The organism is Mesorhizobium sp. M0816, from assembly GCF_040320005.1.
Lineage (GTDB): Bacteria > Pseudomonadota > Alphaproteobacteria > Rhizobiales > Rhizobiaceae > Mesorhizobium.
On the sequence record NZ_JAMYOT010000022.1, the window covers coordinates 23,194 to 45,986 of the forward strand.

The following is a 22,793-nucleotide window of genomic DNA, read 5'->3' on the forward strand; positions in this document are numbered from 1 at the left end:
TCCTACTCCGCCAGTGTGATATTCTCGTAGGGCATGTCGTACTCGGTCGCGGGGCTCTGGAAGCCCTTCACCCGAGCGGCATGCGCCCATATGCCCGGAACGAAGAGCAGCGGCGCGATGGCGTCGTTGTCGTGCAGCCAGTCATAGACCTTCTGTAGAGCTGCTTCCATCTCGCCTTCGGGCGCGGACATCGCGGCGAGCACCAACGGATCGAGGTGCTCGGGGTCGATGAAGAGCTTGCCGTCCACGCCGTTGTCATAGGTGGATAGGAACAGGCCCACCACAGTCCCGAAAGGTTCGTATGGCGCGCCGAACGTCTGGAAGAAAGCGAGATCGAACTTGCGCTCCGGAATGTCGCTGTGCCGCGACGCATGATCCACCGAGCGGATCGTGAGCGTGACGCCAATCTCCTGGAGCTCGGACTGGATCACTTCCGCGACGGATCGGGACCCCGGTACTTGCTCCTCGCTAACGACCAGTTCAATGGCAAGGTCCTTGCCGTCCTTCTGCCTGACAGGCCCCCCGACCCAGCCTGCCTCCTCGAGCAGCGACTTTGCGGTCTCGGTATCCCGCCTAGGCACATCGAAGCGCTTCCCCGAATACGGAACGGTTTCGGAGAACAGGTTGCCAGTGGAGGTCGCCAGACCGCGGTAAAGCACTTGCGAGATCGCAGCCCGGTCGATGCCGAGGTTGATCGCCTTGCGGACTTTCGGGTCCCTCAGCGCTTCGACGCGGGAAGTGTTGAAGGCCATAATCATTGTGGTGGTGCCGGGATGGATGACGACGTCGATGCCCGCTCCCTTCAGCGTCTCTGCTTCCGTTGCGGTCAAAGGCGACACAAACGCTCCGCCGATCAGATCCACGTCGCCCGCGCGCAACGCTGCCATGCGGCCGCGCGAGTCCGGAAGGACTTTTACCTCAAGATATTTGAAAGAGGGTTTGTCACCCCAGTAGGCGTCGAAGCGCTCGAAGGCACTGCCCTCATTCCCGGCAGTCGCTTGATGCCACGGTCCCGTGCCGACGGGTGCCTTATAGCTACCGTCCCCAGAGACCGACTTGGGGCTGAGGAGCCTGACTGGCCGGACGTAAGCGAACTCCTGGAGCAGGCCGAGGACCGGTTCCTTGAACCGGACGTTGACGTGATCGTCGTCGACGATGTCCGTTCCGGCGTAAAGCCGGGACGAATTCATCCAGTTGTTCGCTTCGAGTCCGATCCACCTCTTCAGGTTCCATTCCACCGCCGCGGCGTCGAACGGAGTGCCGTCGTGGAAAGTCACGCCCTTGCGCAACGTGAGCTTAAGCAGCCTGCCCCCGTCTTCGACCGACCATTCGGTCGCCAGCCCTGGCTCGATCTTACCGTCATGGCCGTATTTAACCAGCGGCTCGAAAACGAGGTCCTGAACGCCCCACAGGCCGGTGTATTTGTGAGGATTGATATCCCCGGCGGGCTTGGCGATCGCGATGCGAAGCGTGTCCTTAACCTCTGATGCCGCAACGATTGACGGCAGGATGGAGGATAGCGCCGAAACTCCCAGCAGTTTTGAGACGTCCGCCAGCAAGGAGCGCCTATCTATTCGCATGAATTCGTTGTTGTTGTTCATTGTCATTCCCCTTTTTGTGTTCACTCACAGCATTGATTGCCGGATGTTTTCTTTGCCGAACCGCTCGTCGTCGATCCGTGCTTGGATTTGGGCCAACATTTTCTCGAGATCGGCCATGAGATCGTCGTGCGATTCCAACCCCACGCTGAACCGCAGAAGGAGGTCCTGCCCACTCCAGGTCGTCGCGGAGCGGTTGCTCTTCACGGGCATGGGGGCAACGAGGCTGCGTGTCCCACCCCACGAGGCGCCGATGGCGAACGTCTCTAGCGTATTGAGCGCCTCCGGCACGTGCGGCAGTGCTTCGGGAACCAATTCCACGCTGAACACTCCGCTCGCGCCGAGGAAGTCGCGCTTCCAGAATTCGTGCCCGGGACAAGACGGCAGGGCGGGGTAGAGCACACGCTCGACGGCTGGGTGGCCGCGGAACCAGTTGATCATCGCCGTCGCGCCGTCGTGCGCGTGTTTCATTCGCACGCCAAGAGTCTCCATGCCCCGCAACACCAAAGAGGCGTCGTCGGGGGAAACACCGATCCCGGCGCGCCCCATAGTCGCCTTGAGCGCGTTGAAAAGCTGCTCGGAAGCCACCGTGATCGACCCCATCAGCACGTCGGAATGGCCCGAGATATATTTGGTGAGCGCTTCGGTCACGATGTCGGCCCCATGTACGAGGGGCTTGAAGTTAAGAGGGGTCGCCCAGGTGTTGTCGAATCCGACGAGCGCGCCGTGCCGATGCGCGATCTCGGCAATCCGCGGCAGATCCTGGACTTCCATGGTCGTCGAACCGGGGGACTCGCACCACACCAGTTTCGTGTTCCCGTCGATCCGACGTTCGAGCCCCTCGGGCGAAGTGGGATCGTAGTACTCCGCTCGGACGCCAAACTTTGCCAGATCGGTGTTCACAAAATCACGGACCGGGGGATAGGCCGTGTCCGCCACCAGTACCTTGTCTCCGGCATTGAGGACGGCGAGCATTGCGATTGCGTTTGCGGCCTGGCCCGATGGCGCGAGAAGCGTCCGGTGACCCTGCTCGAGCTGAGTGATCTTTTGCTCCAGTGTACGCGTCGTCGGGGTGCCGTAGAGGCCGTAGGAATAGCCGTCAGGCCCTCGCTGGCCGCGAGTGGCGTAGGCTGCGGCATCCGCGAATACGATCGTCGAAGCCCGATGGACGGCTGCACCCAGAGCCTCGAAGCCGTCTGTTTTGACTTTGGGGGTCACAACGCATTGGGTGAGATCGTTCATGCTTGCTCCTCATGTGTTCGAGACAGTTACAGCATGACAAAACCTATTCCGTCCAATATCAAGATCGGGATGTGCTATTCTCTCAGGTTATAGGTGCGCCATGAATCTTCGCCAGATCGAGGTCTTCCACGCCGTGATGACGATTGGAACCGCCTCACGCGCCGCGGAGATACTACGCATCTCACAACCTGCGGTGAGCAAGGCCGTCCAAGAACTGGAGCGCGACATCGGTTTCGCGCTCTTCCACCGCATCAAAGGACGGATGTCGCCGACGGCAGAAGGCAACCTGTTTTTCAGGGAAGTGGAGACCTCATTCTCCGGCCTCATCCATTTGAAAGGGGCCGCGGCGCGGATTCGCGACTTCGGTTCGGGGGAAATCCGGATCGCAAGTCTCTCCGCATTAAGTACGAATGTAATGCCAAAGGCATTAAAGGCATTTCAACACCGTCACCCTGACGTTGCGATCACCTTTCAGGCAAGGCTATCCTCGGAAGTCAAAGAACTCGTCGCCTCCGGCCAGTTCGACGTCGGCCTGGCGGCGGACGAGATCGATCTTGCGGGCGTCGAAGCCCACCCATTCCGGAACTACCGGGTCGCGATCGCCATGCCCAAGGGCCATCCGCTAGAGGGGAGGGAAGTGATCCGTCCCGCCGATCTCCATGGGCAGGCCTTCATCGCGTTGGCTCCGGAGGACACTACGAGACGGGAAGCAGAGGCCATCTTCGCTGATCACGGCATCAAGCCCAAAGTGGTTCTAGAAACCCCCTATTCCACCACCATCTGCTCGATGGTCAATGCGGGGCTTGGATGCGGAATGGTCAATCCTTTGACTGCCCTTCCCTATCTCAACGGAAACCTCAGCCTCCGTCCATTTCTCCCGGGAATCTCCTTCCGAACCCTTCTGTTGTTGCCACCCAACCGACGTCCATCGAGAGTAGTTAGCGAGTTTATCGAGCAGCTGATGCGTATCGCATTGGAAATTGATGGGGCTGTCCAAACTTGACTTCACTTTCGTGAACGTCGGCTTCTGGGCCCCATGCCGTCACCCGCCAGGCCGCAATTAGGATAGCGCGCCTCGCTCAGCCGCAGCAGCGAAATTGGAACTGGGAGTTCGATGAGTGTGGGGAAGGCGGTAGCGCTCTCCCGCTGCCATCACTGCAGCGCTAGGCGCTGTTCCTGGTTTACGATTTGGCAGGTTGAGAAGCTCCGCCAGTGCACCGCGAACTTTCAGCTCAACCTGTCCCCTACCCTCCATCGGAATGATCTCGATCCCTGTGACCAGTGAGCGGATGATCCTCGCCGCCTCGTGCCGCTCACACTCGTCGGATTGCAACGCGTCCTGGAGCTCGGATACTTGCCGACGGTAAATCGTTACCGCAGCCGGATGAAACTCCACAATGCTTTCCGCGGCCGCCATCGCCTGAAGCTCTCGGGCTAGATTCTCCTTTTCGCGCTCGAGGTCCAGTAGCTTCGATTTCATGCTGGTCGTCGCGACACCGTCAGCGATGGCATCGACGATGTTAGCGATCTGCCTGTCGATGCCGGCATGCCGCCTTTCGACTTCCCTTTGCCGCTCGCGGTTCATGGCGTTCAGTCGCTTATGCTCAGCATGATATTCAGCAAGGAAGCCCGCAATGGCATCTGGCGCCAGCAAGCGCCGCTGGATGCCTTCCAGCACACGCTTCTCACGCTCGCCAACACGGATCGTCCTGTTATTGGCACAAGTGCCTTTCTCACGGTGCGCGGCACAAGCAAGCTGGTCTCTGTTCTTCACCGTATACGAAGCGCCACAGCAGCCGCACCGCACAAGCCCCGAGAACATGTGCTTCGGCCGTCGGCGGTGATGGAGTTTCATGCCTCCATAAAGCTTCTTGCGGACTTGCACCGCATCCCACAGCTCATCGTCGATGATACGCAGATGCGGTACTTCGACGACCTGCCAAGTTTCCGGCAGATTCGGCCGCGAGATGCGCTTCCCAGTCTCGGGATCCTTGCGCATTTGAAGACGATTGAAGACGAGCAGCCCGATATAGGCTTCGTTGTAGAGAAAGCCGCTTCTCCGCTTGAGATTGCCATTGATGGTCGAGGCGCCCCACGCACCCCCAAAGGGTGATGGGATACCTTCCTTGTTGAGGCTTCCAGCTATCGTACGTGCCGATTGACCAGCCGCGAACTCCCGAAAAATCCGACGCACGACCTTGGCTTGATCCTCATCGATCTCGCGCCGACCGCGGATCGGTTCGCCGCGTTTCATCGAGCTTTTTGACCACGCGATAGCCGTAGGAGAGGCCGCCGGCGTTGTAGCCGTTCAATATGCGGCCGCTTTGGCCCCGCCTGATCTTGGCGGCAAGATCGCGCAGGAACAACGCGTTCATAGTTCCTTTGAGGCCCACGTGCAGTTCGTCTACGGCACCCTCAGAGAGAGTGACGATCCTGACACCGGCAAAGCGCAGTCGCTTGAAGAGGCCGGCTACGTCTTCCTGGTCGCGTGACAGGCGATCGAGTGCCTCGGCTAGAACGATCTCGAATTGCCCGCTTTGAGCATCGGCTAGAAGCCGCTGGATGTCTGGTCGACGGATGATGCTTGCACCGGATACGGCGGCGTCGGCATAGGTCCCAACGACAGTCCACCTCTCCCTGGCCGCGCGCTCTCGGCAAAGCCGCAGCTGATCCTCGATAGAGGCTTCGCGCTGGTTATCGGATGAGTAACGAGCGTACAGCGCGACACGGGTCATGAACCGCTCCTCTTCCTCTCGTTGCTATTGTCCGCCGCCGTCCCCATCCTCCCCTTCTGACGGTGTTTTCTCAAGAGGATGAACTTTGTTGCCGTTGGCCGCCTGCAATTCCTCGAATGCTCCCGAGCAACCCGCCGACCCAACAAGCGGGCGATCGACAGGACGGCTCGTTCAGCCATGTCTCGTGCCGACATGTCAGCCCTGTAGTCGTGGCTTGCACTGTCGTTCCCAGGTTTGGCCTCGTCCACCATGGCATGCCCGCTCTTCTGTGTAGATCGAGGGCATTGAGCGGCGTGATGGATCAGCAAGACAAGTTCAGTTGTCGCGCCGTCGTAGTGTGGCGTGCAAATACTTAAGCGCTGCGATTTGGAATACCGAAGGCAGACTAAATTGCCAAAAGCTCGGCCCCCTTGCAATATCGCACGCGATATCCAATATGTCTGCATGAGACTGCTTCTCGATACGGCGACCATGGTGGCTGGGATCCGAAGTGACGCTGGCGCCTCGCGCCAACTGTTGGTCGCAGCTTTGGAACGCCGGCTGACGCTCATCGCTTCGGTGACGTTGATGATCGAGTACCAGGCGGTGATGACAAGGCCCGAGCACCTTGGGGCCTCCGGCCTGTCGGCCGAGGATGTGAACGCGTTGCTAGATGCCGTGGCGGCCGTCGCCGAGCCGGTTCGCCTTCTCTTCCTCTGGCGACCCGCCGTGCGCGACCCGGACGACGACATGGTGCTGGAAGCTGCGGTAAACGGACGGGCGGACGCTATAGTGACGTTCAACCTACGCGACTTCGGCAAAGTGGCCGAGCGCTTCGGTATCTTGGTCCTGTCGCCGGGCGAGGCGCTGAGACGATTGGAGGGAAAGACATGAGGAGAAGCAATTTCGCGCTGCGGCTTCAGCTCTCGCTTCTCGATGAGGCGCGCAAGGTGGCGGAGAGCGAGGGCGTGCCGCTCAACCAGTTCATTAACGTGGCAGTCGCCGAGAAGCTTTCGGCGCTGCGCACGGAAAGCTACTTTCAGGAACGCGCTGCCCGTGCCGACATCCCCAAGGCGCTGCACATCCTGAAGCGGGCCGGCAAAGGGAAGGCGCCAATCAAGGGCGACGAACTGCCGGAGTAACCCAGCCTGAGGGGTGGAGCGGTATCGTTCGTATCGCAGCCTTGCCTGCGTCCGAAGCGGCCGCCGGGCCGAAGACTGCCAGTCAAGGCTGGCGCAGCACGCGCCACAGCGATGCGGCTCTGGCCTTGACGGGCTGGCTTCGGTCCGGCGTTCTCTCGACAAGCGGGCAGTTCTCTTGCCGGACATAATCTCCCCATCTATCGGGAAGAGTCTGGACGAGCCTTGCCGGACGCTGCTTCCGCCACGGCATTGGGCGAACCCGCTTGAAGATGGGCGAATACCCGAAACCAGAATCGATACTCCTGTGTCCGCCCGTCGCAACGCGCCGACACGGCGCCCCAGGCGATTGCGGTTGCGGCTGTCTTTCCTCACAGGGCTGTCGCTGCCTCTGCAGCTTCAGGCCACGGTCCATTTGTGCACGGCGGCATCGCGGTTGAAGGCATCCAGCAGATCGGGATCGCTCACCGCCGGATGGTGAGATGCCGCAAGAGTGCTCTGTGCTGGCAATTCCTGGCGGTTGAAGGGTGACGTGAGGCAGACGCTTCGCGCAAGTTGAGGGGTTCTCGGCTGAAGCCGGAAGTTGGGTTGGATGGGCTTCATAGCTCGCCTCCTTCTTCGTCTTTCAGGCGCGGAAACAGCAGCCAGCCCGCCGCTTGCCGAGCTTGCGACGCTGCTCGCCGCGAATGAACTGTTCCGGCATCGTCTGCTCGGCGATGAGCACCAGATCGCTGAGCGCCGAGCGGATTTGCGGCCAAGGGAACACGGAGCATTCCTCCCAGGCTTCGCCCTCGCGCAACACGGCATCGAGCTTGCCTGCCACACCGGCGAGAGTCGTAGCGGGGGTCGTTGAGAACGCTTCCAGCAGATCCTGTGCCCGGTCGCCAGCCTCGCACTCGGCCTTGAGCGCGGCGGTGTAACCAGCCTCCTCGGCAGCTGCATCCCAGCGAGCCTGATGTGCCGCAAAATCAGCTTCGGCCTTCTCGCGGAGAGCTGCCATATCCGGCCCCTCGCCGAGCACTTCATTGAGCGCCTCGATCGAGTGGACCGCCACGTCCTCACCCTCGGGCACGCAGACGGTCGCACAAGGAAAGCCGACGCTCGAGACAAGCCTCGCCTCCAGGCGCTGCTGCTTGCGGCAAAGCCGCTCGGTCAGCTTGTGGGCGGTCTCCCATTCCCGCCAAAGCGCCAGCGCAGGGTCGGGGAGCATACTCGTTGCCGCTGTGTTGCCGACAAGCGCACTTTTCTCAAGCACCAAAGCGGTGGACGTGATCATCCCTCCCGCAAGCACTCGCCTGCGGGTGACGAAAGCCAGAGTCATGCTATTGTCGGAATCAGCCACGATCCGAGCTCCTATCAGCTTGGGTTGTGGTCAGGCTGCTGAGGGTGGTTGCACACCAACAGCAGCCGCTTTCAAGCGAAAAAATCGTATCAGCGGTACGATATTGAAAAAGCGGCTACAACAAGAATCGTATCACGGTTACGAAATGAATGCAGTTCAGTGCAAAATGGCACGTGTCGCGTTGGGCTGGGGAACTCGAGAGTTAGCCCTAAAGGCAAACGTATCTCCCGATACCATCGCGCGGTTGGAAAGAGGCGAACAGCTAAAGAATTCAACCCTCGCCGAAATTCGTGCAGTTTCGAAGCGGCCGGGATCGAATTCATTCCAGAGAACGGTGGCGGCGCTGGTGTTCGCTTGTCACAGCGTTCCGCTGGCGAATGACAATCGGCTTTTTTGAGCCGCCGCACATGTGCGGCTAGCGGCCCAAATGGGCGCTTCAGCGCCAACAGGCGAACCAAGACGTACGTCCGCAATGGGCCTGATCCCGGACCTTCGCACCGAACTCTCACATGTCCGCTCGCGTGCTGGGTACCCTAGCAGCGGACGGTCTGCTCGGCCCCATTTCTGCCCCCTCGGACCGCGTGGGTAGTGGGAGAAATACGGCCCGATTCCATTCATCCGCTCCCGGCTGTCGCAAAAGTTATATAGCGCAAACGATGACATAGGGGTTCTCAGTTTCATCCTGTCGGGTGCAGCATTGCACAGTTCGCTTGCCGACAACTATTCCTGCTGGAATTGACAGGGCCAATCTTCAGGCCTCGTCAAGCCAGAAGGCAACTCGGTCCGGGCGTCTCCGCAAGCCATGTTGAGCTGCCACTGGGACAGACCCGCCGAATTGGAAAGATCGACGCCCTCGATACGGGTCAGAAAGAAAAAGGCGCGGTCAAAGTCTATCGGCGCGGTGAACGTCGCTCCTCGGAAGTCCGCCCGTGCGAGATTGGCAAACGAGAAGCGGCTGCCGCTGATATCGGCGTCATGGAACTGCGCACGCCCCAATTCTGCCTTTGTGAAATCAACATTGGTCAGATTGGCGCCCTGGAAATTTGAGCGCTGTATTTCCGCGCTCGCAAACACAGCGCCCTGCGCGTCCATACGGCTGAAGTCGGTCCTGTAGGCCTCGATTCTGTCGAACCGGGCGCCTTTGGCGGTCGAGTCGGCCAGGGAAGCACGCACAAGCGTTGCCTTCTCAAGATTTGCCTCAAGGAGATTGCTGTTCCTGAGGTCGGTCGAAGTGAAATCAACACCGAACAGGTTCGCCCCGCTCAGGTCCTGTCCTTCTAGCATGAGAAGCTTCTTGTCACACTCGTGCCAATTGACGCCAGGCGTCGCGGCTGCCTGGCAATTGTGAGCAGCAGTGGCGTTCTGCCAAGCAAACACCGTGCAAACCGCTAGAACCAAGCCGGATGCGCCGTAAGCTCTGGTTCGCCTCAAAGTCATTGTTGCTCGACCTCTGCTACTCGCCGACACTCAACCTTACCACATCTGCTGACACTCGAGCCACGGTGACCACCGCCGTCACAGTTAGCGCATTTCTCATATTCAAGCTTTGATGTTGATCAACCGATCAACCCGCGCGTAGGGCGCGATTTGCGAGCGCCTCCCCATATCATCGGCGGTCCAGCAGAGATTCATTTGTCACAGGCCAGGCGCTTCATTCCGCAGGTATGCTTGACTAAGCCGAGGAGAGCGGTCGTTAGGATGGCGCGGTCGCGTGCCAAGATTGGCCTCCGCTCTGGACGTTTGTGTCGCTAATGAGGAGCCTGCTCGGGTGCTGATCGCCACCGCCGGCGTCCGCTGCCGACAAGCGTGAATCCGCTTGGTTCCGCACCGATCGGTACTTCCCGACGGCGAGGTTGACCCCGCACGGGGTGCTCGTCGCGTATCCTGATTCCGCTGTCGCATGAACCCCACGACTTCGCTTAGCGAGGCCGAAGTTGATCTCTGCCATCTACCAGGTCGAACCATCAACCCCGTATATTTGTGTCGTAAGCTGACGTGCCGCGAATACCCCGTTTTCGGTAGGCGGGCTTTATGGCGGGCGCCCAACCTATTCTTGTATTTTTATTAATGTAAACAATGACTTATGGCGGTGAGGGAGGATTCGAACTCCGCGCTTGGAAGAGCGTCCTTCTCGTCTTCACCGTGCAGGCCGGTTACTCTGGGCGGCAGAGTGCCCTTCCGCGCTTCGTTTCCGATATCAGCGCCGGCAACTGACCAAGGCATAGCGGGCTCGTAACGATAAGGACGGTTCTCGCTATTTGAGGACCGCAACGGGTTGGCGAGTCTAGTCTGAGCGATCAAGCCCGCGCTCTGGACGAGGTCCCATCCTCACAGAATGTTCGCCCACCGGGCCAAACGTGACGCAACGGAACGGATGGTTCACCCGTAAGGTCTTGGGGAGATTGCGAAAGGAGACCAGCATATGACCTGCGAACGAGACGTCGGCACGTTCGAAGAGCCCGTGACCGTTTTGCTGTCCTCCGGCAAAGTCAGTGTTTCGAGCACCCGCGAAGCCGCCGAAATGCTGCTTTACCACTGGCCCATTGGAGAAACCGGGCGCCGCATCCAGGCTCGCATGGCGTGCATGAAGGTGCTCGGCGGCGGCAGCGCACCGGAGATAGCGCGCGTGGCATTTCTCAACGCCGCCAAGGAAGCGAAAATCCTGACTGCTTGACATCTCGTCAACGCGTGCCCCACCACTGTCCATCGTGCATCACTCTTGCAGCGGCCATTACATTTGTGCAAACATCGTGCGTCGATCATGCGGAGACGCCGAATGCTTGCGCGAGAAGGCTGGAGCCGCGGAGCTGCACTCTACGTCGACCCGCGAGTTGACGCGCTCTGTGGCGAATTCCACGTAGAGATCGTCCCCAAGGGCCGCTATCCGAAAGAAGGCCAGACGCGCGCCGTCGGCTCCATCCGCCGGCTGATCGACAATCATGGCGCTGAGCATGCACGGTTGGTCCTGTGTGTTCTGGCTGAGGGCCGCGGCGAACCACGCGCTCACCGAAGAAAGCAGCCTGACGGTCGTCTCTGACTTGCTGCTGGCCGGTCCGGACCTGGTGGAGCAGGGCATGGCCGCCGTGCTCGAGATTTTCGACGCGATCCCGCTCGGCGCATACATGGCGATCGTCAATGAGCTGCGCGGCCGCGTTCATCAGGGGCATGCGCTAGCTGGGATCCTTACCGGCGCCTCCGGGAGAGCTCGCTAACGCAAAGGAGACTATTCGGTCCCGGATGGCCAAGGCGGACGCCAGCGAGACTGAAAAGGGCCGGCAGGGCTTCACCAAGCGCCAGCGCAGCCGCGAGGAACTGATCGCATTCGGCAAGAGGATGCTCGCGGTCAAGGCGTCAGTGCCTCATGGCGAGTTCGGACCATGGCTGCGCGATCAGCCTATCACGTACGATTTGGCTTTGCAGGCGATGCGGCTGGCCCGCGGCTGCTGACTAGAAGCGATCGGCCGAACCAAAGAAGAGGCGCTCCCTTGTTTCGCGCCGTATCCCCATCTAGCCTGCACTATTGTCAGTTGAGGTGACGGGTATGAAACAGAATCAGGTTGGCATTCAGCGATCATTCGCAAGCAACGCATTGGCCATCGGGCTTTTTGATATCGAGCATATCTCTGGCAGGGTGCACTACAGTCTCAAATAGCGGTGCGGACGGTCGACGCCGCCGTCCGGCACCTATACGGATATTGTCGTTGTGACGGTCACCTTTTGAGATAGGCGCATGGAGCCGGCGCTTGCTGGGGATTGCTCAGGCCCGGCACGATGCTCCGCCCGACCCCCTACTCGTGCCGGGCACACTCCTCCGGCTCGTTAGTCACTGCTCTCAAGCGGCTCCCCTATCTCGAAGACGCTCCCGCGTGCTGAGCAGGCGGTTGATCAATTGACAAGCAGCGTGTGATCGTAAGGTTTCGCCAGCAGTGGTCCTCCATCGCACCAGCCTCCCGCATCGGCTGCGGCGTCCGATACCCTGACGTGAGGATCACCTTCACGCAAGGAGATCGGTGGGCGTATCCGGGCGGGCGCGTTGCGCAAGTCTATCAACTTTCGGAAGGCTCCTGAAGTCCTGGCGCTTACATCGTCGTTCCCGAAGGTCTGCATTCCGGCGTGTAACCAAACGTCGGCAACTGGCGCTCCTTGTCCTGCTGGTGCAAGCGTTTCCCCACCCCCGCACCGTACTGCGGTCGGATTCAGGCATCTTGCCGGAACTCACGATAATCGTCATCCTTGCCAGCCCGACGGCCAGCGTTCCGACCGGTCGTCACGGAGTGCCCGCCCTTGCAAGAAGACGACGCCGGAAACGCATTCCAAGAGGCGATCCTCGCTTCGGTGGTTCGCTCATCGCTCGACTGCGTGATCGTCACGGACGAAGCCGGATTGGTTGTGGAATTCAACCCGGCGGCCGAGGAGACCTTCGGCTATTCGCGCGCTGAAGCGGTCGGCAGACAGATCTCGGAGCTCATCGTCCCGCCGCATCTGCGCAAGGCGCACGCAGATGGGCTTGCGGCCTATCTTGCGGGTGGCGTCCCGCTGTTGCTTGGGCGTCGCACAGAGCAGACTGCCATGCGAGCGAACGGCACCGAGTTTCCGGTGGAACTCACGATCACCGAAGCCCGGAGCGGCAAACGTCGCTTCTTCACGGCGAGCTTGCGCGACCTGTCGCAGCGCCAGGCTGCCGACGCCGCTCTGCGTGCCAGCGAAGCCCGATTGGCGGCGTTTATGAAGCATGCTCCCGTAGGCATGTACCTGAAGGATACCGACGGTCGCTATCTGGTCGCCAATCCGGAAATGGGAAAGGTCTTCGGCCGGCCGGCCGAGAGCGCAATCGGATTAAGCGCGGCCGACATTTTCGGGCCCCAGGAAGCCGCGATGATCGCGGAAAACGATCGCCGCGTCCTGGAATCAGGACAGGCGATTGCAATTGAGGAATTCCTAAGCAACGCGGCCGACTATGCCTGGAGCCTTGTCGTCCGCTTTCCCGTTCTGGGAGCCGATCAGCAGCAGGCGCGCATCGGCGGCTTCGATATCGACATAACCGAGCAGAAGCGCGCAGCCGAGCGCCTGCAGCAAAGCGAGCGGCGCTTCCGAGACCTCACTCACTATCATCCGGTTCCGGTCGTTTTCATAGACTCGCGAACGAGGCAGCTGATTAACGCCAATCCCGCCTTCCGCGAGATCATGGGTATAGGCCCGGATGACGAGGACAGCTTCCGGCAGCACCGCTGGTTCGCCACACGGGAAGACTATCGGCGCCTCAAAACCCTGTCACGTCAGCAGCCGCGCGCCGACGGCGTGGAGGCTCAACTTCGGCGACTGGACGGCTCCGCGTTTCCCGTGTCGCTGAGTTGGCGCCACATCGAGATGGACGAGCGACCGGTGATCGTCGGCAGCATTCTTGATCTCACCGCAACCAAGGCGGCTGAAGCCGAACTGGCGCGGTCGCGTGAGGCATTGGCTCAGAGCGAGCGGCTCAACGCACTTGGTTCGCTGCTTGCCGGCGTTTCGCACGAACTCAACAACCCCTTGGCGGTCGTCGTCGCGCAGGCCCAGTTGCTGGAAGAATTTCTAGGCGGAACCGCCCACGCACAGCGGGCCGGCAAGATCAGACTCGCCGCCGAGCGCTGCGCACGCATCGTGAAGACCTTCCTGGCAATGGCGCGACAACGCCAGCCGGAGCGCCGCAGTACCAACATCAACGATCTGATCCGCGCAGTTCTCGATATCGCCGGCTACGGTTTGCGCACGGCGGGCATCGAGGTGCAATGCCGGCTCGCCGAGGGCCTGCCGCCTCTGGAAGTCGACCCTGACCAGATGCATCAGGTGTTCTACAACCTGATTGTCAACGCGCAACACGCCCTGCAGGAGATACCCGCACCGCGGCGGATCGAGATCGAAACGTCGCTTGAAGGCAATGACCTCCAGATCGTGATCGCCGACAATGGCCCCGGTGTGCCCGCCGAGATCCGGAATCGCATTTTCGATCCGTTTTTTACCACCAAGGCTCAGGGTGCCGGCACCGGGATCGGGCTCGCTTTCTCGCTCAGCGTGGTGCAGTCGCACAATGGACGGCTGGCCCTGCTTGACCGTGCGGACGGCGCGCATCTCCGGTTGCTGTTGCCGGTGGAGGCCTGCACTTCGTCAGATTCAGTCGAAGGTGTTGCGGCGCACTCGGTCGCGGGCATCGGTTGCACCGCCCTTGTGGTCGATGACGAGCGGGAGGTTGGAGAAACGATGGCAGAACTACTAGAGGCTGAAGGTTTTGCCGTCAGGATTGTCGAGGACGGCGCCGGCGCCAAGGCAGCGCTGATGAGTGCTGTTTTCGATGTGATCTTTTGCGATCTGCGGATGCCGAACATCGACGGCCCCGCCTTGTTCGACTGGGCCTGTCAGGCAACCCCGGGCATAGCGGAGCGATTCGTTTTCGTTACCGGCGACACGCTCGGCGGCGCTGCGGCGCGCTTCGTTGAACGGGCCGGTCGACCAGTTGTCGAGAAGCCGTTTTCGCGCGATTCTATCCGCCGGGCACTAAGCTCGTTGGCAGACGTTCCGCGCTAGCCAACGACCCTCTTTGCGCGCTGGCGCCTTCGGACAACACCGCAGCGTCAGCGAACACGCATCGCAGTCCAGCTTGCTCGCGCAATACCGCATAAAACCTTTTTCTTCGACACTGCGTTGGCGCATGGGCTCGGATTATATCGCGATGGAGCGTCCTCCGTCTCAATCGGGTCGACTCAAGCCGTAGCGCGAAGGTCAGGTTTGGAGAAGCGCCGGGAATGGCAGCTCCTGGCGCTACCCGGGCGGCGGGCGATTCAGCTGCTCTGAAGGCCGAGGTGAGCGTCAAAGGGCCGACTCGGGTCAGTGCTTGCCTTAGAAGTTCTCCGAACGAAGGGCAGAGAAGGGTCGGAACGTTGCCATTCGTCTCATCGATGGGAACGAGCAAGTGGCGCCAATTCCCGACCTTGGCAGTCAACGTTGCGAGTGTCGTGATCCGACCCCCAAAGCGGTCGTCACATAGTGCGGCGAGCAGGGTGAATTCTACGGCTATGTCAGGAATGCCCTGGCTGCTAACAAAGTACTGTCAGGAGCAGTGTGCGATAAGGCTTGTCGGGGCCTTCTGGGGGTGAGACGATGACGAGCTAGCCCTACGTTCGTTCCAGCGATGCAGCGAACCAGTTGCTGGCAACACAGCAAACGCATCATAGGAGGGTGATCATGGCGGACTTTCCGGTCAATCCGCTGAAGCTGGTGCTGGTCAACATTGACTTGCAGAACGTGTTCGTCGAGGGGACGCCGGCTGCGGCTCCCGATGGCCCGGAGGTGGTGGCCCGGGTCAACAAGCTCGCGGCCGTCTGTCGCCAGGCAGGCGTGCTGGTCATCCACACCGCCCACGTCATCCGGCCCGACGGTTCGAACGCGGGAGTGATGGGCGAACTTATCCCGCCTACCCACGAGGGGATGCTCGCCGAAGGCTCGTTCCCCGCCGCGTTCCACAAGGACCTGAAGATCGAGCCGAGCGACATCGTGCTGAAGAAGCCTCGCTACGGCGCCTTCCACGGCACCGACCTTGAGGTCACCTTGCGCTCGCGGGGCATCGACAGCGTGATCATCACCGGCATCGCCACCAATGTCTGCGCCGAAACCACCGCCCGCGAAGCCGCCGTGCGCGACTTCCGGGTCTTCTTTCTTAGCGACGGTACCTCCACCGCCGGTATCGATGGCGTCCCCCGGGACGTTCTGGTGCGGACGACCTGCGCAGTACTAGGCCTGGCCTTCGCCCAAGTGCTCACTGTCGATCAGATGATCGACAAGATCAAGCTGGCTTCATCGGCCGTCTCGGAGCGAGTGACGGCTCCCCACCCAACCGCGACGTAGAACGCTTCGTGGCTGTGCAGCAGAGCCGAATCCTTCGGGCGGTTCGGTCGTGTGGGGAACGGAAGCCCAGGGCTGGCACGGGGAACAGCCGCATTGCGGACAGAGCGGACGTCGGCCAGCCGATCCCGAACCTATGCCGTGCGGACCGCAAGATGGTTCTTCGGAACCCAGCCGGTCCGGCCTTCCGCGCGGCATAGAACCCTCCTCGACGCCGTCACGATCTGTCCCCGCTTACATGTGAGTTCCATGGCCGAGTAGTCTTCTCCTGCGACGTGCTTGCCGTTGATCGTTTTCACCAGGCTGTCCGGTATCCACCCTTCCTTGCCAGCCGGGCTTTTTGCCCAAAGCCAAATGTGGCCATCCCAAATATCTGGCGACCGCTCAGTTCAATCGTTTCACCGGCACTAAGAACTACCGGCGCATGATACGTCGCCGTCCAGTCTTCTGTGACCTCATATTGCATCGCCTGAGCGCTCAACCCTTCTCATCAAGGCCATATCCGTGTGGGCAGTGCTACCAAAAGTTGAGGCGGAGCAAAGGCTGCAAAGCGCTCAATCGAGCCGTTCATCATCCCGGACGCCAATGACAGCAACGGGTCAGATCGCGTCATGCGACGTTCCCAACTGGATGACGGCAAAGGGTCGAACTCGGTCGTTCAGAGTGATTTGGGTTTTGGCGGCTAGAGCGACCCGGCATGAGGTGGTCCGGACTGTGAACGAGGGTGTCGGCAGAGCGCGTCTCATAGGGGGCCACAAGCCAGTGCCCCCCCGCCGACAAACCCCGGCGGGCGGGTGCCTCGGGGACACGATGGTAGATTGCCAATGCGTTCGCGCGTGTGGCCTTAAGTCGCAAACTATTGGCTTCAGAAGCAGGACGTCGGGCTTCATTGACGGTGCTACCAACACCATATGGTGATCCATAGCCCTCCAAAACGAGACAAGCTCGCCCCGACGGGTCGCACTGCGGCCGTCAGCCGGCAATTGCTGTGAACTAGGAAACCATCATGCCTGAAAATATCAGATTAACTTCGAGAGATGTCCCCCTCATTCAGCTAGGCCTCTATCAGTGCCGCTTCCCGGTGAGCGAAGACCCGTCAGTACCCGGCGGTTATCGTTTTTGTGCTGGGCCAACTTCGCCGGATCGCGTCTACTGCGATCACCACCACCACATTGTGACCGCCGTGGACCCTCGTCGAGCCCGTTCGGGTCTTCACCTCGCTCAACGACGCGCCGCGTAAGTCTGGCTGGCGGCGGCCTCCCGGCCAGGCGCTATGCGCTCCAAGGCCTTGGCTACGTCCGTCGGCTCGGTCTGGCCCATCCTCCCTTATGCCGTCTTCGCCGATGTATCCCCCGTCGCCCGATTGAGAACGACGACTTCTCGCCGAAGCGATCGCTTCGGAATGCCGTCGTAGCCCGACCAGAAGCTCCGTGTGCTTTTGTAGAGGTCGAGGGTCCAATCCAACGTCTCCGACGGTGATCGTGACCAGGTCGCAACCCCGCAACTTGCTGTCGATCGCGAGATTGAACAGTCAATCTGGTATGCGGTGGGCATGTCGAGGGATGGATGAGTAGCAGTCAACAACGGGCGCCGATTGGCCCGTGCCGAAAAGTCCTGCCAATGCTGCTGCTTCCGCTTCGATGTCGAGCATGCGATATTGTACCTGTCTGAAGCGCGCCGCGAAAGTGGTGTCCGCTTTGGGTCATTCTTTCGCCTCCAGCAGGATTCGGTACTCGGGCGGCGCCTTCAGCAAGGAGTCGATAGCGCCACTTGCCAACCTCAGCACCTCTAAGCGCGAACGTCTGGTGTGATGCCCGATGCGCGAGTTCGTAGGGCATCTCGCTGTTACATCGCGGTGACAAAAGCACCGCCACGGTGGCATCAATCGGTTACGCAGGGCAGGAAATATCTCCGGCCTTCTGGGAGTGGCGTGTCAGCGTCTCTACAGGCTGCGTGGGCGTGTCGTCGCTTGGCTGTTAGCGCGGCGACTGGAACGCTCCACGCCTCGCAAGCGGGATAGCGAAATCTCGTGAAGGCAAGGTCGAGCTGCGTTCTGCGTTCTGAATCGTCGACGGGCGGCGACTGGGAGAGATGGATACCATGCACACGGGGAGTCAGGAAGTTGGCAGGACATGGACGCGGGGCGGCCCGCGTGCAGGCGCTTGGCTGAGTGGTGCAATGGCCACGCAGCGCCACCTCGCAGCGATCCTGGCTTGCGACGTGGTCGGCTATTCGCGCCTGACGGAGCGGGACGAGCGCGGCACGCTCGAGCGGCTGAAGACGTACCGCAAGGACCTCCTCGAACCGCTGGTCTCTGAGCACCGGGGTCGGATCGTCAAGCTCACCGGCGACGGCATGTTGTGTGAGTTCGCGAGCGTCGTCAACGCGGTGGCCTCGGCGATGGCGATCCAGCAGGCCCTGGCAGAACACGAGGCGGAGATGCCCGAGGAAGAGCGGATTCGCTTGCGCATCGGCGTCAATCTCGGCGACGTGGTCTGCGAGGAGGACGGCGACCTCTACGGCGACGGGGTCAACATCGCCGCCCGCCTCGAAAGCATCGCCGATCCCGGCACCGTGGTCGTCTCGGGCACCGCGTACGACCACCTTCAGGGCAAGCTCGACTGCGGCTTCACGCCGCTCGGCAACCTGCGCCTCAAGAACATCGAGCGGCCTGTGCGCGCCTACCGCGTCGAGAGCGACGCCAGCGCCTCGGTGGCTGCACCGCCTCCCTTGCCCGAGAAACCCTCGATCGCGGTTCTGCCTTTCACAAACATGAGCGGCGATCCCGACCAGGAATACTTCGCCGACGGGCTGGTGGAGGACATCATCACGGGATTGAGCCGGGTGAACTCCTTCTTCGTGATCGCCCGCAACTCGTCGTTCACCTACAAGGGCCGGGCGGTTGACCTGCGCCAGGTCGGGCGCGAGCTGGGCGTCCGCTACGTGCTAGAAGGCAGCATCCGCAGAGCAGGATCGCGGGTGCGCATCAGTGGGCAGTTGGTGGACGCGATCAGCGGGCACCATGTCTGGACCAACCGCTTCGAGGGCGACGTGAGCGACATCTTCGACCTGCAGGACAAAGTGACCGAGAGCGTCGTCGGCGCAGTCGAACCGAGCATCCGGCTGCAAGAGATCAAACAGGCGCGCATGAAGCCGACCGAGTACATCAGCGCCTACGACCTCTACCTTCGCGCGCTGCCGCGCTTCTACAGCATGACGCGCGAAGGCTTTGCCGACGTGCGCCGGCTCACCAACGAGGCGCTCAGCATCGACCCTGGCTTCATCCTGGCGAAGGCACTCGGCGCCTATATCCGCAGCCTATCCGTGAGCCAGTGCTGGCACGAGCCGGACGATACCCGAGTCGCCGCGCGCATGGCGCGCGAGGTACTGGCGGAAGCGCGCGACGACCCCACGAGCCTACGCTTCGCCGCGCAGGTGCTCGCCTACAGCGCGAAGGACTACGAGGTGGCGCTGGGCGCGATCGAGCGATCCCTGATGCTCAACCCCAATTCGGCGCAGGGCCATACGGGCAGCGGCTGGGTGAACGCACATTCCAGCCGCCCGCTCGTCGCCATCGAGCACTTTCACAGGGCAATGCGGCTGAGCCCGGTCGACCCCGAAAAGGGCATCGCGCTCTCCGGCATCGGGATGAGCTACCTGATGCTCGAGCGCTACGAGGAAGCGCTGGCATGGGGAGAACGTGCGCTGCACGAGATGCCTAACTACGGCTCCTCGCACCGGGTGGTGATCATGGCGCTGATCAAACTCAACCGGCTGGACGAAGCGCAGGCGGCGGCGCGGCGGCTTATGAAGGCGTTCCCGACCTACACGCTCACCCTGCAGAGACAGATCAACCCGTGGCTGGACGAGGTGTTCGCCGAGCGTTACGTCGAGGCGCTGGGCATCTCCGGCGTGCCGGAGTGATCGTCGCGGTTGCAATGCCCGGCGAGGCGACGTTCCCTTGACCCCTTCGCTTCTGGAAGGACAGTTCTCTGGCCGGCTTGTCTGAGGACTGAGCGCGTAGAGCAGCCGTGAACAGCCGGCAAGCTCTCCGTTGGGTTCGCGTCGAACTTCCGGTTTCCAGCCCACTGCGACATTCCGACAAAGGCGCTCGTCTCTCCCTTTAGGAGAGCATGACTTTTCCCGCCACCGGCGCTAGCTGCTGCCGTGGTCCCTCACGACTTGGCTGAGGTAGAGCACTGGCCAGGCGCAGCTGGTCGGGGTTGCGCAGCCTGGTCGGGTGCGGTTGAGTTCAAGGGCAAATCCGGCAACGACAACCAGCCGTCGTGACCGACGGCGCCGCGCCTGCTTCCACAGGGCGGCGGCCGCCAGCCCAGCCGGGTCAGGGTTAGTAGTGAAAAGAGGGGGGAAAGGGCGGCTCTGCCCCCTCTCCCCTGCAAGGGGAAAATCGGTCTCCCCGTCCTTCCTCCGCGCGGCCAGGGCCGCGCTCTGTGCAGGATCGACGCGGATCCACATACGCGGATCGGCGCCGACCCCCGGCTTCGCCTTCGGGCGGGTGATCCCCGTCCGATTTGTCGTCTTGCCCCCTCTCCGCCGCTGTTCCGCACGAGCTCGGGAGCAGGAGCGGGGCTCCTGCCCCTTCGGGCAGGATTTCGCTTCGCGGGAAAAAGGGAAATCAGGAGAAAGCATCATGACCGAGACCATAACCATTTCATTGAACAAGCTGGACGTAGACCCGAAGAACGTCCGCAAAACCTATAGCGCCGAGGGTATCGCGGCGCTGGCAGCGAGCAACAGGGCCGATGGCTACAGGCTGCTGCAAAACCTTGTCGTCAGGAAGGGCGACAAGAAGGGCCGCTATTTCGTGAGCGCTGGCGGGCGACGCCGCGCAGCACTCAATCTGCTGGCCGAGAAGGGAGAGATCGCGAAGGATTCCCCGTTGAATGCAAGGAGCGAGCGGGAGGGGACGCGAAGGCGACCAGTCTTGCCGAAAACGTCTTGCGCGAGGACATGCACTCGGTCGACCAGTACGAGGCGTTCCGCGATCTGGCGGACGAAGGCAAGTCGGTCCCCGACATTGCCGCACGGTTCGGCGCGGCCGAAACGATTGTGCGCCGCTGCCTTGCCCTTGGTCGCGTGTCGCCGCGCCTCTTGGAAGCCTACCGCAACGAGGACATGACCTTTGAGCAGCTTTCGGCCTTCACGATCAGCGACGATCACGAGGCGCAGGAACGGGTGTGGAATGAACTGCCGGCGTGGAACCGTTACGCGCAAAACATTCGTTCCGCGCTTGCTGGCGGGGCGTTCGGGCAAGCGACAAGAGGGTCAAATTTCCTGGGTGGGCTGGACGCCTACGAGGCGGCAGGCGGGAGCGTCAGGCGCGATCTGTTCGATGACAAGGAAGGCGAGGCGGTTTCGCCGTCGATGTCGTGAAGCTGGACGCGCTTGTCGCAGCCAAGCTTGAAAGCGCTGCCCGTCGCGGCTGTCTGCACCTTCCATTAGGCCGTTTCGAGCCGGCTGAACCGAACCGGGATGAGTTTCCGGGTCCCGAGCTGCCCTGCCGCATCCTTGTCGATGACAGTCAGAAACTGTGCTTCTTCAGATCCCAAAGGCAGAATCAGGCGTCCCCCCGGCTTGAGTTGCTTCAGTAAAGCCGGGGGGGTCTGCTCAGCCGCCGCCGTGACCAGGATCTTGTCGAATGGGGCGTGCTCGGGCCAGCCACGAGACCCGTCTCCGACACGAATGCCGACATTGGCTAAGCCGAGGCCCTGCAGGAGAGCCTTCGCATGGATTGCGAATTCCTCGATGATTTCGACGCTCCAAACTTGCCCGGCGAGTTCCGCAAGAATTGCGGTTTGATAGCCCAGGCCGGTGCCGATCTCGAGCACCGCCTCGTGCGGTTGCGGCGCAAGGAGATCGGTCATGAGAGCGACGATGAACGGCTGCGAGACGGTTTTATCGAAGCCGATCGGCAGGGGCATGTCCTGGTAGGCATAAGCTGCAACCGAGGCTGGAACGAAGAGATGCCGCGGCACTCGCCGCATCGCTGCCATCACCCGCTCATCGAGCGCCGCCTTGCCGAGTTCTTCGCTTGCAAGGTCGGTATGGATTGCAATCATCTCGACCATGTGCCTGCGTAGGACCGCGAGGTGCTCTTCGTTCATTGGCTTCATGACGGTGGGGCTTTCCTCAACCAGCTTGCTGCCGGTGAGCATTATATCCTGTTCGTCACGGTAGCGCCCGCCATCGTTTCCAGTTGCGGGTGCCCAACGGCAAGTGGAGGTGATTTGGGCGTTGCGTTTTGGTCGTTATCGACCACGGCGCGTTCGCAGAAACGAACTCAGACGAACGCACGACTGTTGAGGTGAGGGAAGATGCCGAGTGCAGCCCTCATCGGCAAGCGTTTCGATGAATTCGCCATCCGTTCCAGGCGGAACGCGGGCAACGACGTTTGAGGTGCGCCTCACAATATTGGAAAGCACCCTTCGCGCCTTGCCTGGGCCGATGTTGCGCTGCATGTGCTGATAGACGGCCAGCAGCAGGACGATATCGTATTTCGGCAGAAGGATATTGCCGAGGCGCCGGCTGCCAAGATTTAGGCGATCGAACCGGGCATGTACCGGGGAGCCCCTCAATAACATTTTTGCCGTTTCGATATGAGGTTTGGCAATGTCGATCCCATGGATCGAACTGGGTCTTAGCTTGGATATCTCATAGGCGACGACACCCATGTTGCAGCCAATATCGAGAATTTCCTTGTCGGCACAAAGTGGCAAGCGAGCCGAACAGCCAGTCGCTAATGCCCTTGAGGTCGTGGTTCCCGCCAAGGTTGTACCGGGCCGAACCTCGTTGCGGACAGAAAGACTCTCGGCGAGCACGCCGTCGAACGTCATCGCCGAGAGCTGGTTTTGCCAACGTCGAA

The 22,793-nt window shown here is 61.2% G+C and carries 20 protein-coding genes and 3 pseudogenes; 12 read left to right on the forward strand and 11 right to left on the reverse strand.

Annotated features, from left to right (window positions below):
- Positions 1-2: 2 nt before the first annotated feature.
- Both NKI17_RS26975 and NKI17_RS26980 read right to left on the reverse strand, forming a co-directional pair.
- On the reverse strand, positions 3-1,601 hold the full coding sequence (locus NKI17_RS26975; protein ID WP_352757299.1) for an ABC transporter substrate-binding protein: 1,599 nt from the start codon (positions 1,599-1,601) through the stop codon (positions 3-5).
- Between the two features lie 24 nt (positions 1,602-1,625).
- Positions 1,626-2,840, reverse strand: coding sequence for a trans-sulfuration enzyme family protein (locus NKI17_RS26980; RefSeq protein ID WP_352692766.1), 1,215 nt, complete (start codon positions 2,838-2,840; stop codon positions 1,626-1,628).
- Between the two features lie 100 nt (positions 2,841-2,940).
- On the opposite strand from NKI17_RS26980, the gene NKI17_RS26985 reads away from it, so the two are divergent.
- Positions 2,941-3,843, forward strand: coding sequence for a LysR substrate-binding domain-containing protein (locus NKI17_RS26985; protein ID WP_352692767.1), 903 nt, complete (start codon positions 2,941-2,943; stop codon positions 3,841-3,843).
- Between the two features lie 57 nt (positions 3,844-3,900).
- Here NKI17_RS26985 and NKI17_RS26990 read toward each other — a convergent pair whose 3' ends face one another.
- Both NKI17_RS26990 and NKI17_RS26995 read right to left on the reverse strand, forming a co-directional pair.
- Positions 3,901-5,094 carry a recombinase family protein gene (locus tag NKI17_RS26990; RefSeq protein WP_352725085.1) on the reverse strand — a complete coding sequence of 398 codons (1,194 nt, stop codon included), beginning with the start codon at positions 5,092-5,094 and terminating at the stop codon, positions 3,901-3,903.
- A complete protein-coding gene (locus tag NKI17_RS26995; RefSeq protein WP_352692769.1) occupies positions 5,051-5,575 on the reverse strand; it encodes a recombinase family protein in 525 nt (174 codons plus the stop codon). Before NKI17_RS26995 ends, NKI17_RS26990 begins: the two co-directional genes overlap by 44 nt.
- Positions 5,576-6,019: 444 nt before the next feature.
- On the opposite strand from NKI17_RS26995, the gene NKI17_RS27000 reads away from it, so the two are divergent.
- Positions 6,020-6,448, forward strand: coding sequence for a putative toxin-antitoxin system toxin component, PIN family (locus NKI17_RS27000; protein WP_352725086.1), 429 nt, complete (start codon positions 6,020-6,022; stop codon positions 6,446-6,448).
- A complete protein-coding gene (locus NKI17_RS27005) occupies positions 6,445-6,696 on the forward strand; it encodes a toxin-antitoxin system HicB family antitoxin (RefSeq protein ID WP_352474558.1) in 252 nt (83 codons plus the stop codon). The genes NKI17_RS27000 and NKI17_RS27005 overlap by 4 nt, the downstream gene beginning before the upstream one ends.
- 197 nt (positions 6,697-6,893) lie before the next feature.
- Here NKI17_RS27005 and NKI17_RS37065 read toward each other — a convergent pair.
- From NKI17_RS37065 to NKI17_RS27015, 3 genes and pseudogenes are all read right to left on the reverse strand, one after another.
- A pseudogene (locus NKI17_RS37065) lies at positions 6,894-7,052 on the reverse strand (Y4oE-related protein); the annotation flags it as partial.
- A gap of 40 nt (positions 7,053-7,092) precedes the next feature.
- Positions 7,093-7,296, reverse strand: a complete 204-nt coding sequence (locus NKI17_RS27010) for a hypothetical protein (protein WP_352453311.1) — start codon at positions 7,294-7,296, stop codon at positions 7,093-7,095.
- 22 nt (positions 7,297-7,318) lie between these two features.
- Positions 7,319-7,903, reverse strand: a complete 585-nt coding sequence (locus NKI17_RS27015) for a hypothetical protein (RefSeq protein WP_352725088.1) — start codon at positions 7,901-7,903, stop codon at positions 7,319-7,321.
- A gap of 277 nt (positions 7,904-8,180) precedes the next feature.
- Here NKI17_RS27015 and NKI17_RS27020 point away from each other — a divergent pair.
- Positions 8,181-8,416: pseudogene (locus NKI17_RS27020) on the forward strand (helix-turn-helix domain-containing protein).
- 339 nt (positions 8,417-8,755) lie between these two features.
- Here NKI17_RS27020 and NKI17_RS27025 read toward each other — a convergent pair.
- Entirely contained in the window at positions 8,756-9,472 is a 717-nt protein-coding gene (locus tag NKI17_RS27025) for a pentapeptide repeat-containing protein (RefSeq protein WP_502894625.1), read from the reverse strand.
- 1,024 nt (positions 9,473-10,496) lie between these two features.
- On the opposite strand from NKI17_RS27025, the gene NKI17_RS27030 reads away from it, so the two are divergent.
- The 5 genes from NKI17_RS27030 (at position 10,497) to NKI17_RS27050 (ending at position 15,913) form a co-directional block, all read left to right on the forward strand.
- Positions 10,497-10,709, forward strand: a complete 213-nt coding sequence (locus NKI17_RS27030; protein ID WP_352797476.1) for a DUF982 domain-containing protein — start codon at positions 10,497-10,499, stop codon at positions 10,707-10,709.
- Between the two features lie 265 nt (positions 10,710-10,974).
- On the forward strand, positions 10,975-11,247 hold the full coding sequence (locus NKI17_RS27035; RefSeq protein ID WP_352692775.1) for a hypothetical protein: 273 nt from the start codon (positions 10,975-10,977) through the stop codon (positions 11,245-11,247).
- Positions 11,248-11,272: 25 nt separating this feature from the next.
- Positions 11,273-11,482, forward strand: coding sequence for a hypothetical protein (locus tag NKI17_RS27040; protein ID WP_352797474.1), 210 nt, complete (start codon positions 11,273-11,275; stop codon positions 11,480-11,482).
- Between the two features lie 837 nt (positions 11,483-12,319).
- Complete coding sequence (locus NKI17_RS27045) at positions 12,320-14,596, forward strand: hybrid sensor histidine kinase/response regulator (RefSeq protein WP_352692777.1); 2,277 nt, start codon at positions 12,320-12,322, stop codon at positions 14,594-14,596.
- A 657-nt stretch (positions 14,597-15,253) separates the two neighbouring features.
- The gene (locus NKI17_RS27050) at positions 15,254-15,913 is read left to right on the forward strand and encodes a cysteine hydrolase family protein (protein ID WP_352907030.1); all 660 of its coding nucleotides are present in this window, start codon (positions 15,254-15,256) and stop codon (positions 15,911-15,913) included.
- A 131-nt stretch (positions 15,914-16,044) separates the two neighbouring features.
- Here NKI17_RS27050 and NKI17_RS27055 read toward each other — a convergent pair whose 3' ends face one another.
- The gene (locus tag NKI17_RS27055) at positions 16,045-16,161 is read right to left on the reverse strand and encodes an SH3 domain-containing protein (protein ID WP_352692850.1); all 117 of its coding nucleotides are present in this window, start codon (positions 16,159-16,161) and stop codon (positions 16,045-16,047) included.
- A 1,927-nt stretch (positions 16,162-18,088) separates the two neighbouring features.
- Here NKI17_RS27055 and NKI17_RS27070 point away from each other — a divergent pair.
- The 3 genes and pseudogenes from NKI17_RS27070 (at position 18,089) to NKI17_RS27080 (ending at position 21,304) form a co-directional block, all read left to right on the forward strand.
- Positions 18,089-19,834, forward strand: coding sequence for an adenylate/guanylate cyclase domain-containing protein (locus tag NKI17_RS27070; protein ID WP_352692781.1), 1,746 nt, complete (start codon positions 18,089-18,091; stop codon positions 19,832-19,834).
- 727 nt (positions 19,835-20,561) lie between these two features.
- A pseudogene (locus NKI17_RS27075) lies at positions 20,562-20,723 on the forward strand (hypothetical protein); the annotation flags it as partial.
- A gap of 146 nt (positions 20,724-20,869) precedes the next feature.
- Positions 20,870-21,304, forward strand: a complete 435-nt coding sequence (locus tag NKI17_RS27080; protein WP_352692856.1) for a ParB/RepB/Spo0J family partition protein — start codon at positions 20,870-20,872, stop codon at positions 21,302-21,304.
- Positions 21,305-21,369: 65 nt separating this feature from the next.
- Here NKI17_RS27080 and NKI17_RS27085 read toward each other — a convergent pair whose 3' ends face one another.
- Positions 21,370-22,044 carry a protein-L-isoaspartate(D-aspartate) O-methyltransferase gene (locus tag NKI17_RS27085; RefSeq protein ID WP_352907034.1) on the reverse strand — a complete coding sequence of 225 codons (675 nt, stop codon included), beginning with the start codon at positions 22,042-22,044 and terminating at the stop codon, positions 21,370-21,372.
- 135 nt (positions 22,045-22,179) lie between these two features.
- On the reverse strand, positions 22,180-22,764 hold the full coding sequence (locus NKI17_RS27090; protein WP_352725093.1) for a class I SAM-dependent methyltransferase: 585 nt from the start codon (positions 22,762-22,764) through the stop codon (positions 22,180-22,182).
- Positions 22,765-22,793 lie beyond the last annotated feature (29 nt).